The following is an 18,188-nucleotide window of genomic DNA, read 5'->3' on the forward strand; positions in this document are numbered from 1 at the left end:
TTTTAGTACTAACTTCAACAAGAAATTATACGGTGATCAACTCATCTGGAAACAACTCTACTTTTTTACCATTGACACGAATAGAAACTTCTTTTGTTCCAATTAATTGAAAAGTGGTACAATCAGCGGTTACGTTCACTTTTATGATCCGATTTCTAAAATTAACCTTAAATGAATATGCATTCCACTGATTTGGAATCTGAGGTTTAAACGATAATTTATCGTTTACCACACGCATACCACCAAAACCTTCAACAATACTCATCCAAGTACCGGCCATAGACGTAATGTGCAAGCCTTCTTCTACCTCCTTATTATAATCATCTAAATCTAATCTAGATGTTCTTAAATAAAAATTATATGCTTGCTCCATTCTTCCCAATTTAGCTGCCTGAATACTGTGCACACAAGGGGACAAGGAAGATTCATGAACGGTAAAAGGTTCGTAGAAATCAAAATGTCTCTCCAGGTCCTCTGTAGAGAAATCCTCTTCAAAGAAATAAAAACCTTGCAGCACATCTGCCTGTTTTATATAAGGTGATCTTAAAATACGATCCCAACTCCATTTTTGGTTAATAGGTCTTTCAGATTTTGGCAAATCATCCACTTTAACCAATTCTTTATCCAAAAAGCCATCTTGTTGCAAGAAAACACCATATTCCTTTGAATAAGGGAAATACATTTTATTGGCAACCTTCTTCCACTTTTCACATTCCCTATCGGTAAGTTTGGTTTTGCCCACAACCCTATGGTAATCATCCGGATAACCGCTCTTAACCTTATCTAATTGGGTCAGCGTATAGTTTATACACCATTTTGCCAAATAGTTGGTATACCAGTTATTATTGACATTATTCTCATACTCATTAGGCCCCGTAACCCCTAACATTACATATTTATTCTTGTCTTTTGACAAATTAACACGCTGATGCCAAAACCTTGAAATGCCTATTAAAACCTCTAAGCCCATTTCTGGTATGTAGCTATAATCACCGGTATATCTAAAATAGTTGTGAATTGCAAAGGCTATGGCTCCATTTCTATGTATTTCCTCAAAGGTAATTTCCCATTCATTATGGCATTCCTCACCATTCATAGTCACCATTGGATATAATGCCGCACCGTTTGAAAAGCCTAATTTCTTAGCATTTTCAATAGCCTTTTCTAAATGATTGTAGCGATACTTTAATAGTTTTCTAGCCACTTTATCATCTTTGGTAGCCATATAGAAAGGAATACAATATGCCTCTGTATCCCAATACGTACTACCACCATATTTTTCACCGGTAAAACCTTTAGGTCCTATATTTAAGGTAGAATCGGTCCCCAAGTACGTTTGGTTCAATTGAAAAATATTAAAACGAATTCCTTGCTGCGCTTTTATATCACCTTCAATGACAATATCACTCATTTCCCAAATTGCCGCCCAAGCCTCTTTCTGTTTTTGTAAAAGCCCTTCAAAGCCAATTTCACTTACTTCACTGAGTTTATTATAAGCAACTTGCTTCAACGCGTCGTTTGGGTGATTTCGTGTAACGGTATAACCACCAAACTTTGTTAAAGTTACAGTTGTGTTAGAATCTACCTCTTGTTCAAATTTCAATGAAACGAAATTATCCGTCTTTTCCGATGCAACACCTACAACTGTGGCACCCTCATAATCTAAAGAAGCCTGCATAAAGGTGCAGGTCTTAAATTCCGTTTTCATAGTGTGCGCTTCAATAAACCCACGATTTTCCTCGATACTTACATTTGTGGTATTCCAAAATTTGTCGTCCCAATTACTGTCCTCATTGGTAATACCACTGTCAAGATATGGCTCAAACACCAAGGATGCATTGGCATTCAATACTTTGATTTGATATGAAATAGCACCTACTTCATCTATCTCCAAACTCAAAAATCGTTTTACCACCACTTCAATTTCCACATTATTTGAAGTTACCGCCAAAAAGCTACGTGTATACACGCCTTCTTTCATATTTAACTCCCGTCTAAAATTCGAAACTTTTTTGCAAGTGGCTAAATCTAATTCTTCGCCATTTATTTTAATGTTGATGCCAATCCAATTAGGTGCATTTAAAACCTTGGCAAAATACTCCGGGTAACCATTTTTCCACCAACCTACCCTGGTCTTATCTGGATAATAGACCCCGGCAATATAACTACCTTGAAAAGTATCTCCTGAATAGGTTTCCTCAAAATTGGCACGTTGCCCCATGGCGCCGTTACCGATGCTAAAAATACTTTCAGAGGATTTGACATTTTCCTTATCAAACCCTTCTTCAATAATGCACCATTTATCTGGTTTTATATAATCTTGATTCATTAGTTTCTTGTTGTGTTACGATCAAAAATAAAGCAACTAGCTATAGCTATCTTTATTTATTTTTATTTAATAATAATTCCAAAAACTGATTATCTATTTCTGTGAAATCCTTAAAATTATACTGTGCTTCCTTAAGAATATCTGGATCCCCAATTCCAATGCTGACCATATCTGCCGCATTAGCCGCTTGAATACCCGCTACGGCATCTTCAAAAACCACACATAATTCCGGTTTAACTTTTAGGTTGTCCGCGGCAATTAAAAACACTTCTGGGTCTGGTTTTGCTTTGGTAACGTTGTTACCATCTACAATGCTATCAAAATATGATAACAGACCTACTTTTTCCAATATAGGTTTCGCATTTTTACTGGCAGAACCCAAGGCAATAGGAATATTTCTTTCCTTTAAAAAATTTAATACCCTTGGTACGTCTGGTAGAATTTCACTAGCGTCCATCTTTTCAATATAGGCGAGGTAATCTACATTCTTCTCTATCATCCAAGTATCGAATTGTTTTTGTGTTGCCTTGACATTTCCTATATCCAAAAGAATTTCCAAACACCTTTTTCTACTTACGCCCTTAAAAAGTTCATTTTGTTCTTTGGTAAATTCAAAACCCAATTCGTTTGCCAGCTTACGCCATGCCAAATAATGATATTTAGCGGTATCCACAATAACACCGTCCAAATCAAATATAAAACCTACTTTACCCATTGTATTATAACTATTAATTAATTGTTGAACCCCGTTTTACCAAAGTTGCATTAATAACTTCTGTCTTAAATGGCTCCTCTACTAATTCTACAGATTCCATTCTTTGGATCAATAGTTTGGCCGCTAGTTCTCCCATTTTCTCACCATGCTGCGCCACAGTACTTAATTTAGGGGATGAAAACTTTGAAAGAATTCCGTCAGTAAACCCTATGATCGATATATCTTCAGGTATATTAAAACCAATTTGTTGAAGAATACTCATACATTGAATAGCAAATATCTCATTAACACATAATACTGCATCAACATCGTTATTCTGAAAAAATTCGGTTATTAAATTTGTATTATCCCGATCATGGGGAAGTGTTAAAATTAAACGATCATCTAATGCTATATTATTTAATTTCAAAGCTGCTAAATAACCTTCCTTTCTACTTTCGCTTACATTAAAATATTTTTCTGTGGTTATTAAAGCTATTTTTTTTGCACCAGCCTTAACAAAATGTGTTACGGAATCACCGGCAGCTTCAAAATCGTTTAAAATAACTTTATCACAATCTATTTCAGAAGTTATACGATCAAAAAGTACTATTGGGATCCCTTGATCAAGCAATTCTTTTAAATGGGTAAAATCGTTCTTTTTTTGTGTTTCAGCGCTTAATGAAAGAATAAAACCATCAATACTTCCATTTGCCAACATTTCCATATTTATGACCTCTTTATCATAAGACTCATCGGAAATGCATACTATGACATTATACCCCATAGCATTCGCATATTTCTCAATACCCCTAAAAACCGTAGTAAAAAAATGATGCACTATATCTGGAATAACAACACCAATATTCTTTGTTCTTTTATTCTTTAAACTAAGAGCAATATTATTTGGTCTATAATTATAGAATTTTGCAAAAGCCTTTATTTTATCCTTAGTTTCCTTACTGATTTCCTTGCTATTCTTTAACGCTTTGGAAACTGTAGAAATAGATACGTCTAGCTCTCTAGCAATGTCTTTTAAAGTAATTTTTGGTTTCAAGATAGAAGGTTTAAAAATTTAAGATAAGAACTTAATCTTTTCTAAAAGCTAAAGTTTACTACGGAGATGAAAACGGTAAATATATTCAAAAATCTATTTTTTATATATTTGCAGGATAATCATATTTTCACATTAATACAGATATATAATTATGAATATAATAAAAACCCCCCTTTGACATTCATTATACTCGCAAAAATTAAAAGTTATCAACACGAAACCGTTTTCGTAACTATTTAGCTTTACACTTTACATTAACAACACGCCTTTTTGCATATTTTTAACAATTGAAATTAAATTAACTCAACTTAAATTAACAATTTATGAAGATTACATTCCTAAAAAGTCTGTTGGTTCTTGGAGCATTTTTATGCTTCGGATTCTTGCAGGCACAAGAAGTATCTGGAACTGTTTCAGATGCAAGTGGACCTTTACCAGGAGCTAGTGTTCTTGTAAAGGGGACTACGAACGGTACACAAACCGATTTTGACGGTAATTATACTTTGACCGCTGAAGAAGGTGCAGTACTTATTGTAAGTTATATTGGCTACAAGACTCAAGAAGTAGCGGTAAACGGTAGAACTTCAATCAATTTTACTTTAGAAGAAGATGCTGAAGCATTGGAAGAGGTTGTAATTATTGGTTATGGTACAACTACCGTAAAAGATGCAACCGGATCCGTAACAGCGGTTACTGCGGAAGATTTTAACGGTGGTAACATTGCTTCACCAGAACAACTGATACAAGGTAAAACTGCAGGTGTCAACATTCAAGAAACAAGTGGTGAGCCTGGAGCCGGTATTCAAATTAACATTAGAGGTTCTAACTCTGTACGTGCCAATAACAACCCATTATTCGTGGTAGATGGTGTTCCATTGGGTGGAGGAGATACATCTCCACAAGGTGAGACCGGTTTTGGTCAAAGTGCCGTTAAAAACCCATTGAACTTTATTAACCCAAATGATATTGAAAGCATCAGTATTTTAAAAGATGCATCAGCAACGGCAATCTACGGTTCGCGTGGTGCTAACGGTGTTGTTATTATTACTACTAAGAGTGGTAAAGGAAGTAGCCAAGGCGTGTGGGACTTCTCTAGCTCTTTAAGCATATCTAAGGCTGCCAATACTTTTGATCTTTTAGATGCATCTGAATTTTTATCTGGTGTAACTTCTGTAGGTGGTGATGCGAGTGCGGTAAATTTTGGAGCTAATACAGATTGGCAACAAGTGGTATTGAGATCAACTGCTTCTCAAAACCAAAACCTTTCTTATTCTAAAAACTACGGTAGTGGTAACGTAAGGGCTACTTTTGGATACGGCAAGCAATTTGGTATCGTTGAAAATTCCGATTTAGAAAGAATTACAGGTAGATTAAATCTTAACCAAAGATTTTTAGAAGACAAATTAGTTTTAGGACTACAAATGTCTATTGCACGTATTAATGATTCTCAAGCACCAATTAGTGCACAGGCAGGTGCTGCAGGTGATGTTTTAGGTGGTGCTTATGCCGCTAACCCAACATGGCCAGCTAGCTCAAACTTTAATGCAGGTGGTTTAAATGTTAACCCGCAAAATGCACTTGACAATACTCAGAACATCACCAATACAAACAGATACCTTTTAAACGGTTCTGTTCAATACAATTTTACCCCTGAAATTTCTGCCAAATTAAATGCAGGTTTGGACATTTCTGAAGCTTCTAACACATCTGTTATCTCAAAGGACATCAACAACATTAATGGTGTTACGGATATAGGACGTGGAAACTATGGTGTTTTAGAAAGAAACAATAAAACTTTAGAGGCAACTGTGAACTACAACAAAGAATTTGAAAATTCTAGTTTAGAGGCATTAGTTGGTTTTGGCTACCAAGATTTCCAAACTTTTGGTTTTAATGCAGGCGGTAGAGGTTATTCTACTAGTGACTTAAATGCTATGGGAAGAGATTTAAGAAGTGCGGTTAACGACTTACAGAATGCAGTAACCGGATCTTACCAACAAGCGTATTATGCTCCCAACACTAATGGAGTTTTAATCAATAGATTATTACCAACGGTTGTAGCTCAAGAAGAATTAGGAAGAAGCCTTAACAGCGCTGTTACTTCTGTCTTTACAAATTCTTTTGACAATACCGATGAGCTACAGTCTTTCTTTGCAAGATTGAATTATACGTTGAACGATAAATATTTATTTACAGCAACAATGAGAGCTGATGGTTCTTCCAGATTTGGTCCTGAAAATCAATACGGATATTTCCCTTCCGGTGCATTTGCATGGAAAATGAACGAGGAAGATTTTGTTGGCGAAAACGTATCTACCCTTAAATTACGTTTAAGTGCAGGTATCACTGGTAACCAAGATGGTTTAGGTTACGGTAACTTCGTAGCAAGACAACGTTTCTCAGATTTAACAGTTCAACAAAATCTTGAAATTAACGCAAATGGTACAGCAATTGTTGCTACAGATAGACCAGACTTAAAATGGGAATCTTCTTTTAACTTAAATGCTGGTTTGGATTTTGGGTTCAACAATGATCGTTTAAGTGGTAGTATTGATATCTATAGAACTGAAACTACAGATGTTCTTTTACAGACTCCACCAGCCGCACCTGCAGTTGACCCGTTCCAGTTCCAGAATGTTGATGCCAGTATCATTAACCAAGGTATTGAATTTGCATTGGCTTACGATTTTGTAAGAACTGATGACGCTACTTTTTCCGCAGATTTTAATATTGCCTATAACGACAATGAGGTTCAAAATTTTGATGGACTTATTGACACGGGTGAAATTAACGGTCCTGGTTTAACAGGTGCATTTGCACAGCGTTTTGCTTCAGGACAATCATTGTATTCTTACTTTTTACCAATCTTCACTGGTTTTGATAGTGCAGGTACTCCAACATACCAAGACATAGATGGTAATGGTGTTGGTGATCCTTTCCAAGACAAGACCTTTGTTGGTGAAGATGCTTTACCAGATATTACTACAGGTTTAAGCTTAAACTTAAAAGTTAAGGATTTTGATGCTTCTGTATTCTTCCAAGGTCAGTTTGGATTCTCAGTATACAATAACACTGAAAACGCATACTTTACAGCCGGTGCACTTTCTAACTCTAGAAACGTAACACAAAATGTATTGACTAGTGGTGAAGACCCAGGAGCTTCTGCAGATGCTTCTACACGTTTCTTGGAAAAAGGTGATTTTGTACGTTTCCAAAATGCTAGCATAGGTTATAACGTACCATTATCTGGCGAAGGAGCATTAAATTCTTTACGTTTTTCAATTACCGGGCAAAACCTTTTCTTGATCACTGATTATAGTGGTTTAGACCCAGAGGTTACAGCTAATACTGGTGATTTAGGTTCTGGTGTACCATCAAGAGGAATTGATTATGGTTCTTACCCAAGACCAAGAACATTCACTTTTGGTATTAATGCATCATTTTAATTAAAAAAAATTGTATATCATGAAAAATAATTTTAAAATCTTAACACTTTCTATTCTATCGTTGGTAGGGGTTTCTTCCTGTACCGACCTAGAAATAGAAGAAACAGATTCGATCATTTCAGAAGGATTTCAAGGCTTGGCCGATCCTTCTTCTACGGTTACGAATCTATATGGATCACTTGCCGGACAGTATGCTGGTCAAGACAACTATTTTGCACTTCAAGAAGTAACTTCAGATGAGCATTTGATTCCTACGCGTGGAGGTGACTGGGGTGATAATGGACTTTGGAGAGTTCTACATACACATGATTGGAACGGTCAGCACTCTTTTATTGTAAACGTTTTTCAATTATGGAATGGAAACCAATTACAAGCTTCTCAGGTTTTAGATTCAAGAAGTAACCCATCTACCACCAACATTGGAGATGCTAGCTTCATAAGAGCGTATAGCATGTGGGTTATATTGGACAACTTTGGTCAAGTTCCTTATAGAGATACCGAATTACCATCTTCTTCTGTACCTGAAGTACTTGCGGGTCAAGCAGCATTGGATTTCATTCTTGCCGATATAGATACGGCTATTGCAAATGCCCCTGCTACACCTGCAGGTAGTGGCGAAGCTAACTTAAGAGCAAGTAAAGCCGCTGCAAGATATTTAAAAGCTAAAGTTCTTTTGAACAAGCATATTTATCTTGGCACAGCTCCAGAAGCTTCAGATATGGCAGAAGTAATCTCTTTAGTTGATGAAATTACAGCTGAAGGTTATGCACTGCAAGAAGGCTACTTTGACCTTTTCTTACCAGATGCAGACACTGAAACTATTTGGGCTTTAGAAGCAAATACCATTAACAAAATTGTTATGGGACTTCACTACAACAGTACAAGCATACAAGGTGGTGGCTGGAACGGTTTTAGTACACTTGCTGAGTTTTACGACCTATTTGAAGGTGATGCAGAATCAAATGAATTAGATGCAGATCAAAATCCTGTTGACGGACAAGAAGAACGTAGAGGTGGTGTACCAACTATAGGTACTCCTTTTGCAGGTCAACCATACGCATCTGATAACAACGGATTTGTAGATGGGTCAAATGTTGGATATGGTTTTCTTATCAACCAACAATATGACCTAGACGGAACTCCATTACAAGATAGACAAGGAGCTCCCCTTACTTTCAAAAGAGACTTTAAAGATGGTGCGGGTAACGTAAACTTTATTAACAATGATGAAACTACAGGTATACGTATTCAGAAGTATGCTGCTAGAAATGGAGAAGCTTCTATTAGTCACCAAATCGTATTTAGATATGCTGATGCTCATTTGATGAAAGCGGAAGCTATGTTTAGAAGTGGTGGTGACCCTACGGCAATGATCAATGAGTTAAGAACTATACGTAACACTCAAGAATTATTAGGTACTGTATCTGAGCAAGATATTTTAGATGAAAGAGGTAGAGAATTGTACCAAGAAGCTTGGAGACGTAATGACCTAATTCGCTTTGGTCAATTTGGTAGAGATTGGTTATTTAAAGCCGAAGGAACCATCAATAATGATGATTACAATGTGTTCCCAATACCACAAGCTCAATTGCTTGCAAACCCTAACTTAGTACAGAACCCAGGATACTAAGCAAACATAATTTTTAGTTTAAGTTGAAAAGGCCTCCAATTTCATATTGGAGGCTTTTTTTATTTATATAATACGCTATTTGAACAAATTGAGCTGTAAGATTTCTTTAGCTAATATCTAATTACAAACCAGGTTGGCTAAATTCAATGGAAATATTACTCACTACACCAAAAAAAAGATCTTTCCCTATTATTGCCTACAGTTATATTTGCTATTACATAGCATTCTATCTCGACAAATTATTTCTTTCTCATACCGATAACAATGGCTCACAAGAACTTATTGCAGAGAGGACTTGAATTTAGCACCAGCCATTTGCCACAAAATATGGTACGGTTTTTAAAGTATTTTCGCGTTATACAACCTATCATATCATTTACAAGAATACTTTCTATTCTACACTAATCAAGAAATAGAATGAAACATAGGTCAGCTACCAAATAAATCAAAATAGCCACATCAAATACTTGATGTGGCTATTTAACTCATGAGTTGTAAAATTCTTACTTTGCAAAGAACACGTAAATGCCGATTACAATACAACAAATAGCTATACCTGCCTGATTCACATACTTATACGGTGTAATGGATACTTGATCCGTATACTCCAAAACAAAAGGTGCTTTTCTTGGTTTAATAGCACCAATAATTAACATAATAACAATATTGGTCACAAACAATATCGCCATTATGTGTAAGAAATGAGGATACGCATCAGCCTCAATCAATTTCAATTGCATAGGGTCTGTAATACCTTTTGCATTAGCATCTGCCAATGCTGCATCTACAAATTTATTCTTCAACCAAAATTGACTAATTATATATAATGCAGAACCTGATAGAATACCTACTTTGGCGGCAATAGCCGGAACTCTTTTAGTCAAATATCCAACAACTATTATGGTGAAAATAGGTATGCTATAAATACCGTTGATTTCTTGCAAATAATTGAACAAGCTTCCTGCATTTGCTATAAGCGGAGCTATGAACATAGCCGCTAACGCCAAACATATCCCGAAAATCTTACCGTATTTTACCACCGTAGTTTCTGGTGCCTCTGGGTTAATATGTTGTTTGTAGATGTCAATACCAAATAGGGTTACAGAACTATTAAGTACACTATTAAAAGAACTTAAAATTGCACCGAACAATACAGCTGCAAAGAAGCCAACTAATGGCTTAGGTAAAACCGCTCTTACCAATTCTGGGTAAGCCAGATCACTTGAAGCTAAACCACCATCAAAATAATGATATGCGATCATGCCCGGTAAAACCAAAATTAATGGTCCTAATATTTTTAAAAATGAAGCCAACAATAATCCTTTTTGACCTTCGGCCAAGTTTTTTGCCCCTAATGCCCTTTGTATAATTTGTTGGTTGGTACCCCAATAAAACAACTGTACCAACATCATTCCTGTAAAAATAGTTGCAAAAGGTACTTCTTGACCTGGATTTCCCGTAGAATCAAATCTTTCAGGATTCGCACTTACCAAAATATCAAGTCCGCCGAAAACACTTCCATCCCCAATGGCCATTAATCCGAATATCGGAATCAACAATCCACCTATCAATAAACCAACTGCGTTTATAGAATCTGAAACAGCCACAGCCTTCAATCCGCCAAAAACCGCATATACGGATCCTATCAATCCAATTCCCCATATACAAATTACTAATGCCGTACTATCAGAAACCCCCAATAATGTGGGCACATCAAACATACCGCTAATCGCCACCGACCCTGAATACAGTATTACAGGCAACAACACTACGACATACCCTGTTAAAAACAGACCAGAGGTAATGGTCTTTGTTGTAACATCAAACCTTTTGGCCAAGAATTGCGGTATGGTTGTCAACCCACCTTTTAAATATCTTGGCAACAGAAAAATGGCTGTTACTACAATTGCGATCGCCGCTAAGGTTTCCCATGCCATTACAGATAAACCATCTGTATATGCACTACCGTTTAGCCCTACAATTTGCTCTGTAGAAAGATTGGTCAATAATAATGAACCAGCTATTACGCCTGCCGTTAAACTTCGACCCCCTAGAAAATAACCATCTGAGGTTTGCTCATCTGTTGTTCTAGTTGCTAAATATGAAATTACGGCTACCAATATGGTGAAGCCTAAGAAAGAAAATATGCCTATCATCTGTTGAGTTGTTTGTTACTTAGTCAAGGTTAAATATATTGGATTATTTTCATTACTTCTAAAAAGATGCGGCAAAATCTCATTATTCGCATTTTACAACGAACACTATAACGATTTCTTTAAATTTTAACGTCTACTTTTGGCAAATAAACCTAACAAATATTAGGTATTTGGCTATATTGCAAATCATTTTTGAATAACCTATTACACAGGTGACTAACTCAATTTTTACAGCGCATATTATTACTCAAAAATCCATTTCAAACATAAAAAGAATGAACTTCAATTTTCTTAAGCTATGCTTGCTTGGCTTATTTTTTTTACTAATACAATCCTGCGGTTCAAAAGAAGACGGTAACACTCTTGAAAATAATAGTGAACCTACACTTTTTACACTTTTAAGACCTGAAGAAACGGGTATATCTTTTATAAATAAAGTTGCGAACTCAAAAGAATTCAACATTTTCAAATACCGCAATTTTTATAACGGAGGCGGTGTTGCCATTGGAGACATTAATAATGATGGGCTATCCGATGTTTTTTTCACAGGTAATATGGAACCCAATAAACTCTTTTTAAATAAAGGAGATTTAAAATTTGAAGACATATCGGAAAAGGCAGGTGTAAAAGGAAACAAACCTTGGTCAACAGGTGTGGTTATGGCAGATATCAATAATGATGGTTACCTAGACATTTATGTTAGTAACGCTGGTAATATGGAGGGGAACAATCATGACAATGATCTTTATATCAACAACGGTGATGGCACTTTTACAGAAAAAGCCCATGAGTATAATTTGGCGGAAACAGGTTTTTCAACCCATGCTTCTTTCTTTGATTATGATAAAGATGGTGATTTAGATGCCTATATTCTAAACAACAGTAATATACCAGTAAGTAGCTTAGGGTATGCCGAACAAAGAGAAGTAAGAGCCCAAGATTGGGAAGGGGTTCCAAAAATTTTTAGAGGTGTTGGCGATATGCTTTTAAGAAATGACAACGGTAAATTTGTAGATGTTAGTGAAGACGCCGGTATTTATGGTAGTCTAATTGGTTTCGGATTAGGGGTAATGGTAGTAGACATCAATAATGACCTATACCCAGATATTTACGTTTCCAACGATTTTTACGAAAGGGATTATTTATACATTAACAACCAAGACGGGACCTTTAGTGAGGAGATTCAAAAATGGACCAATCACCTAAGTTTATCCGCCATGGGGATTGATATGGCAGATATTAACAATGACGGCCTTACTGATATCTTTATTACAGATATGCTACCTGAACCGGATCAACGTGTAAAATCGGTGATGGAATTTGAAGGTTATAATATTTTTAAGTTAAAACAGAGCAAAGACTTCCACCAGCAATATATTCAGAACACGCTGCAGCTTAATAATGGTAATGGCTCTTTTTCTGAAATTGCATATTATAGTGGCGTAGAAGCTACAGATTGGAGCTGGTCTGGACTCATGTTCGATATGGATAATGACGGACTAAAAGATATTTACGTCACTAACGGCATTAACCATGATTTGACAGACCTTGATTTCGTGGATTTCTTTGCCAATGAAATCATTCAAAAAATGGCATTGACCGGAAGAAAGGAGTCTATTGATTCTATTATAAACAAAATGCCGGTTACCCAATTACCAAATTACGCGTACAGAAATAATGGTGATATCACGTTCAGTAATTACAATAAACAATGGGGTTTTGAACTGCCAAGTAAATCAAACGGTTCTGCTTATGGTGACCTAGATAATGATGGCGATTTAGACTTGGTAGTCAACAACGTAAACATGGAAGCCTTTGTATACCGTAACAATTCTGAAACGCAGTCTAACAACAACCATATCACTTTAAAATTCAGAGGTGGAGAAGGTAATAAATTTGGAATAGGCACCGTGGCCCGTTTATATTACACAGATAACATTATAGAGCAAACATTAATGCCTTCTAGAGGTTTTCAATCTTCTGTAGATTACCCTATGACCATTGGTTTGGGCACTACTGAAACTATAGATTCTGTCCGTATCATATGGCCAAACGACACTACAATAAAACTTGAAAACGTAAAGGCAAACCAGACCATTACCTTTAACCAAGAAGAGGCTACAGATATATACAAAGTCAAAAACACCAAAGCCTCTACCCTGTTGAAATCTATAGAAAACAATACTTTCTTGGCCCATAAAGAAAACAATTATATGGATTTTGATAATGAAGGATTAATATCAAAATCATTGGCAGAAGAAGGTCCTGGTTTAGCGGTTGGCGATGTAAACGGAGACGGCAATGATGATATTTTTATTGGTGGTGCAAAAAACCAAACTGGCGCACTATATCTTCATAATGGCAATGGTTCACTTTCTAAACCCATAACAAATTTCTTTGTTGAAGAAGCTCAATTAGAAGATACAACAGCATCATTTTTTGATGCCGACCAAGATGGTGATCTTGACCTTATGGTTGGTACCGGTGGTAATGAAATAGGCAATCAAGGTTCTTATGGAATTAGACTTTACATAAATGACGGCAAAGGAAATTTCTCTTTAAGCACCAACAAACTTCCAAGCATCAATAAAAATGTTGCGGTAATTTCTCCCTCAGATTTTGATGGCGATGGCGATGTAGATGTCTTTGTAGGCTCAAGAAGTATTGTAGGAACTTACGGTGTAAACCCAGACCACTTATTCTTATCAAATAACGGTGATGGAACTTTTACCGATATTACTGAACGTTCCGCATACGACCTTAAAGATGCCGGTATGGTTACGGATGCCAGCTGGGTAGATATGGACGGTGATGGTAAGGATGACCTGATTACAGTATCTGATTGGGGAAGCCCAAAAATTTATAAAAACTCTGGCAGAAGGCTTAGTAAATTTACAAGTTCGTTAGATAGTTTAAATGGATGGTGGGGAACTGTTGAGGCCTATGATTTAGACAATGATGGCGATCAAGATTTAATTCTTGGTAATATGGGTAGTAATATCCATTACAAACCAGCTCCTGGCAAGCCTATGAAAATGTGGGTGAACGATTTTGACAATGATGGTACCATTGAGCAAATTACCACCCAAAACTATGACAATGGCGATTACCCGTTACACCAGAAAAAAGAATTGACCACACAAATATTAGCACTGAAGAAGAAGAATATTAAAGCTTCAGAATATGCAACGAAGACTATTCAAGACCTATTTTCAAAAGATATTCTAGATAATACCATACAAAAGCAGGTAAACATATCAGAATCTGTTATTGCTATTAACGAAGGTAATGGTAATTTCAACATTAAAATTTTACCACCACAAGTACAATTCTCATGTATTTGTGGCATTCAATGTTTAGATGTAAATAAAGATGGAAACTTAGACCTTGTCATGGCAGGTAATAATTTTGAATTTAAGCCTCAATACTCTAGACTAGATGCCAACTATGGAAATGTCCTTCTTGGTGACGGTAAATTAAATTTTAAATGGCAAAATTATTCTGACAGTGGTTTCTTTATACGTAATGAAGTAAAGCAATTAAAAACCATAAAAGATAAAAACGGAAACGAATTTATTATTGCCGCAATTAATGACCACACTCCAAAACTGTATAGATTAAATGAGGAATAAGTTATTGTACATATCTGTTTTGGTTTTTGCGTTAGGATGCAAACAAAATTCCGGTGAATTATTTACAAAACGCCCTGCTAATGAGACAGGCATCACCTTTGAAAATACACTTACCGAAACCAAAGACCTAAGCATATTAGATTACCTCTACTTTTATAACGGTGGTGGTGTTGCCATTGGTGACATCAATAATGACAGTTTACCTGACATCTATTTTTCCGGAAATCAGGTAAAGAATAAGTTATACCTCAACAAAGGCAATTTACAGTTTGAAGATATTACTGAAAAGGCAGGCGTTGAGGGTAATAGTTCTTGGAATACCGGAGCCATAATGGGAGATGTAAACGGTGATGGTCTTTTGGACATTTATGTTTGTGCAGTTGTTGGTCTAAACGGATTCAATGGATATAATGAGCTGTTCATAAATCAAGGAGATGCTACTTTTAAAGAAAGCGCAGCTGAATTTGATCTTGATTTTGAATCTTATAGCTCATCTGCCGCATTTTTGGATTATGATTTAGATGGTGATTTAGATATGTATCTCCTTAACCATGCCATACACACCCAAGATTCTTACGGTAATGCGCAAATAAGACATAATCGTATTTACGAAACTGGCGACAAATTGCTACGTAATGACAATGGTAAATTCGTTGACGTCAGCGAAGAAGCCGGTATTTATGGCGGAGTAAATGGATACGGACTAGGAATAGCCGTTTCTGATTTTAATCAGGATGGTTACCCTGATCTTTATATTGGGAATGATTTTCATGAGGACGACTATTACTACCTAAATAATGGTGATGGTACTTTTAAAGAGAGTATTAAAGAGGCTTTTGGACATACCACACGATTTTCTATGGGAAGTGATGTGGCAGACATTAACCATGACGGTTTACCAGATTTAATTTCTTTGGATATGTTGGGCAGAGATGAAGTTGTTCTCAAATCATCGGAGGGTGATGATGATATCCAAATTCAAAAAATGAAAACCGAAACTTTTGGATACCATAATCAGTATACAAGAAATATGCTTTCTGTAAATCAACCCGATGGTAAATTCATAGAAACCGCATTACAAAGTGGCGTTGCGGCAACAGATTGGAGCTGGAGCGCGTTATTCGGGGATTTTAACCAAGACGGTGAGCAAGATCTATATATTAGTAACGGCATACCTAAACGACCTAATGATCTAGATTATATTAACTATATTTCTAATGATAACATAAGATCAAAAATCAATAATACCAACCTTGTTGATCAAAAGGCACTGAAAATGATGCCATCGGGTTTTATAGGGAATATGATTTTTAAGGGCTCAAAAGACCTTCAATTTATCGATGAATCAAAAAACTGGATTGCCCAAGACACTATAATAACCGGTGCTACAGCCTATAGTGACCTAGATAATGATGGCGACTTAGATTTAGTCACTAACAATCTTTATAGCCCTGCGGAAATACAAGAGAACACTACTAATGATAAAGCCCACTGGCTTAAGATTAAATTAGACTATACGGCAAAAAACAAATTTGGTATAGGCACTAAAATTTTCTCTTACGCAAACGGTGTTCAGCAATTTAAAGAAATGTATACGGTTCGTGGGTTCCAGGCTTCCTCAGAACCTATAATTCATTTTGGGTACGGTGACCTTACTACTATTGACTCCTTAAAAATCATATGGCCGGACAAAAGCTATCAGACTTTAAAAAATATAGCAGTAAATCAAACATTGAATATTAGTCCAAGTCAAAACAAACCTTTTGATTATAATAGCCTACACTTTCAAAAGCAATTACTGTTCAAAAAAACATTGAACAACCTAGGCATTGACTATATTCATAATGAAGATGCTTATAGCGATTATTTACGTCAAAAATTGATTCCTTATCAAATGTCAGACAGAGGTCCGGCAGTAAGTGTAGGCGATTTAAACGCTGATGGTAAAGAGGATATTTTCTTTGGTGGCTCAAAATACATTCCTTCTCAAGTTTATATTCAAGGTGACACTGTCTTTCAAAAAACGGATTATCCAGAGATAAACAAGGATAGTATTAAAGAGGATATCACTTCGATAATTGCAGATTTTAACAATGATGGAAAAAACGATTTGATTGTAGGGACAGGTGGTGCAGATTTTTACAACGAAATGAAGCCTCTTACAAATTCCTACTACGTATCAAATAATCAAACTTATTCTAAAAAAGAATTTCCAGAAATGTTCGAGAACACATCCGTGCTCTTAAAACTTGATTACGACCATGACGATGACTTGGACCTTTTAGTCTGCAACCAATCTATAAGTGCAGATTATGGAAATAAACCTAACAGTTATTTATTAAAAAATGAAAACGGCAACTTTAGCTTAGCCGACAATACATTTGAGAATCTAGGTATGATTACCGATGCTTTGGTCACAGATTTCAATAATGACGGATGGGAAGATCTTTTATTTGTAGGTGAATGGATGTCCCCTAGGTTTTTTGAAAATAATGAAGGTACTTTCAAAGAAATATATCCTTTAGAAAACGATAAGTTAAACGGTTTATGGCAGGCTGTCACAAGTTTTGATATTGATGGTGATGGTGACCAAGATTATCTTTTAGGCAATTGGGGTTTGAATACGAAGTTCTCCACATCAGAAGAACATCCTATGAAAATGTATTATGGAGACCTTGATAAAAATGGCGCAACAGAAACCATTGTAAGTACATACAAAGACGGTAAAGATTACCCTGTAGACGGATTAAAAGAATTAGCCAGCCAAATGGTTTCGCTTCGTAAAAAATTCAACAACTACCATTCTTTCGCTGGCAAATCCATAGATGAAATACTAGGTGAGAATATGTTAGCAAATGCGGAAATTTTAGAAGTGCACACTTTAAATTCTGGCTATCTTAAAAATAACAATGGTAAATTCTCTTTTGTCCCTTTTAGTTATGAACTGCAATTGGCACCTATAATGTCTTTCTTGGAGTTTGACTTTAACGGAGATCTTAAAACAGAGGTACTCGCAGCCGGAAATTATTTTGGAGTTAAACCATACCATGGCCGTTTTGATTCTTTTCCCGGGGCGTTGATAAGTAGCGACAGCAATATTACCTTAGCAAATAAAATTGGTCTCGATTTAACGGGAAAATCGATTCGTAATATGAACATAATCAATTTCAATAACAACAATTATATATTGCTCACCTTTAATGACAAAGCAGCAGAGGTGTACCAAATACTCAAACCTTAGTAC

General features: G+C 36.0%; 8 protein-coding genes. 4 read left to right on the forward strand and 4 right to left on the reverse strand.

Annotation, left to right across the window (positions count from 1 at the left end; genetic code table 11):
• Positions 1-25 precede the first annotated feature (25 nt).
• Genes B2Z27_RS12265 through B2Z27_RS12275 form a run of 3 tightly spaced genes read right to left on the reverse strand, consistent with a single transcriptional unit; the run spans position 26 to position 4,080 of the window.
• Complete coding sequence (locus tag B2Z27_RS12265; RefSeq protein ID WP_286813863.1) at positions 26-2,329, reverse strand: glycoside hydrolase family 65 protein; 2,304 nt, start codon at positions 2,327-2,329, stop codon at positions 26-28.
• 52 nt (positions 2,330-2,381) lie between these two features.
• Positions 2,382-3,044, reverse strand: coding sequence for a beta-phosphoglucomutase (pgmB, locus tag B2Z27_RS12270; RefSeq protein WP_286813864.1), 663 nt, complete (start codon positions 3,042-3,044; stop codon positions 2,382-2,384).
• Between the two features lie 13 nt (positions 3,045-3,057).
• Complete coding sequence (locus B2Z27_RS12275) at positions 3,058-4,080, reverse strand: LacI family DNA-binding transcriptional regulator (RefSeq protein ID WP_286813865.1); 1,023 nt, start codon at positions 4,078-4,080, stop codon at positions 3,058-3,060.
• A gap of 323 nt (positions 4,081-4,403) precedes the next feature.
• On the opposite strand from B2Z27_RS12275, the gene B2Z27_RS12280 reads away from it, so the two are divergent.
• Both B2Z27_RS12280 and B2Z27_RS12285 read left to right on the forward strand, forming a co-directional pair.
• Positions 4,404-7,526, forward strand: a complete 3,123-nt coding sequence (locus B2Z27_RS12280; protein ID WP_286813866.1) for a SusC/RagA family TonB-linked outer membrane protein — start codon at positions 4,404-4,406, stop codon at positions 7,524-7,526.
• A gap of 19 nt (positions 7,527-7,545) precedes the next feature.
• The gene (locus tag B2Z27_RS12285) at positions 7,546-9,156 is read left to right on the forward strand and encodes a RagB/SusD family nutrient uptake outer membrane protein (protein ID WP_286813867.1); all 1,611 of its coding nucleotides are present in this window, start codon (positions 7,546-7,548) and stop codon (positions 9,154-9,156) included.
• A gap of 503 nt (positions 9,157-9,659) precedes the next feature.
• On the opposite strand, the gene B2Z27_RS12290 is transcribed toward B2Z27_RS12285, so the two are convergent.
• Positions 9,660-11,312 (reverse strand): solute:sodium symporter family transporter, encoded by a 1,653-nt coding sequence (locus B2Z27_RS12290; protein ID WP_286813868.1) that lies wholly within the window; start codon positions 11,310-11,312, stop codon positions 9,660-9,662.
• Between the two features lie 275 nt (positions 11,313-11,587).
• Between B2Z27_RS12290 and B2Z27_RS12295 the strand changes: the two genes are divergently transcribed.
• Together B2Z27_RS12295 and B2Z27_RS12300 are read left to right on the forward strand one after the other, a co-directional pair.
• Positions 11,588-14,944, forward strand: a complete 3,357-nt coding sequence (locus tag B2Z27_RS12295) for a VCBS repeat-containing protein (RefSeq protein ID WP_286813869.1) — start codon at positions 11,588-11,590, stop codon at positions 14,942-14,944.
• The gene (locus B2Z27_RS12300; RefSeq protein WP_286813870.1) at positions 14,934-18,185 is read left to right on the forward strand and encodes a VCBS repeat-containing protein; all 3,252 of its coding nucleotides are present in this window, start codon (positions 14,934-14,936) and stop codon (positions 18,183-18,185) included. The genes B2Z27_RS12295 and B2Z27_RS12300 overlap by 11 nt, the downstream gene beginning before the upstream one ends.
• Positions 18,186-18,188: the final 3 nt, after the last annotated feature.

Source organism: Maribacter sp. UBA3344, assembly GCF_002362375.1.
Taxonomy (GTDB): Bacteria; Bacteroidota; Bacteroidia; order Flavobacteriales; family Flavobacteriaceae; genus Maribacter; species Maribacter dokdonensis.

Coding starts and splice junctions, on each gene's coding strand:
- B2Z27_RS12265 (WP_286813863.1), bottom strand. CDS start 2,329: ATGAATCAAGATTATATAAAACCAGATAAATGGTGCATTATTGAAGAA.
- pgmB (WP_286813864.1), bottom strand. CDS start 3,044: ATGGGTAAAGTAGGTTTTATATTTGATTTGGACGGTGTTATTGTGGAT.
- B2Z27_RS12280 (WP_286813866.1), top strand. CDS start 4,404: ATGAAGATTACATTCCTAAAAAGTCTGTTGGTTCTTGGAGCATTTTTA.
- B2Z27_RS12285 (WP_286813867.1), top strand. CDS start 7,546: ATGAAAAATAATTTTAAAATCTTAACACTTTCTATTCTATCGTTGGTA.
- B2Z27_RS12290 (WP_286813868.1), bottom strand. CDS start 11,312: ATGATAGGCATATTTTCTTTCTTAGGCTTCACCATATTGGTAGCCGTA.
- B2Z27_RS12295 (WP_286813869.1), top strand. CDS start 11,588: ATGAACTTCAATTTTCTTAAGCTATGCTTGCTTGGCTTATTTTTTTTA.
- B2Z27_RS12300 (WP_286813870.1), top strand. CDS start 14,934: ATGAGGAATAAGTTATTGTACATATCTGTTTTGGTTTTTGCGTTAGGA.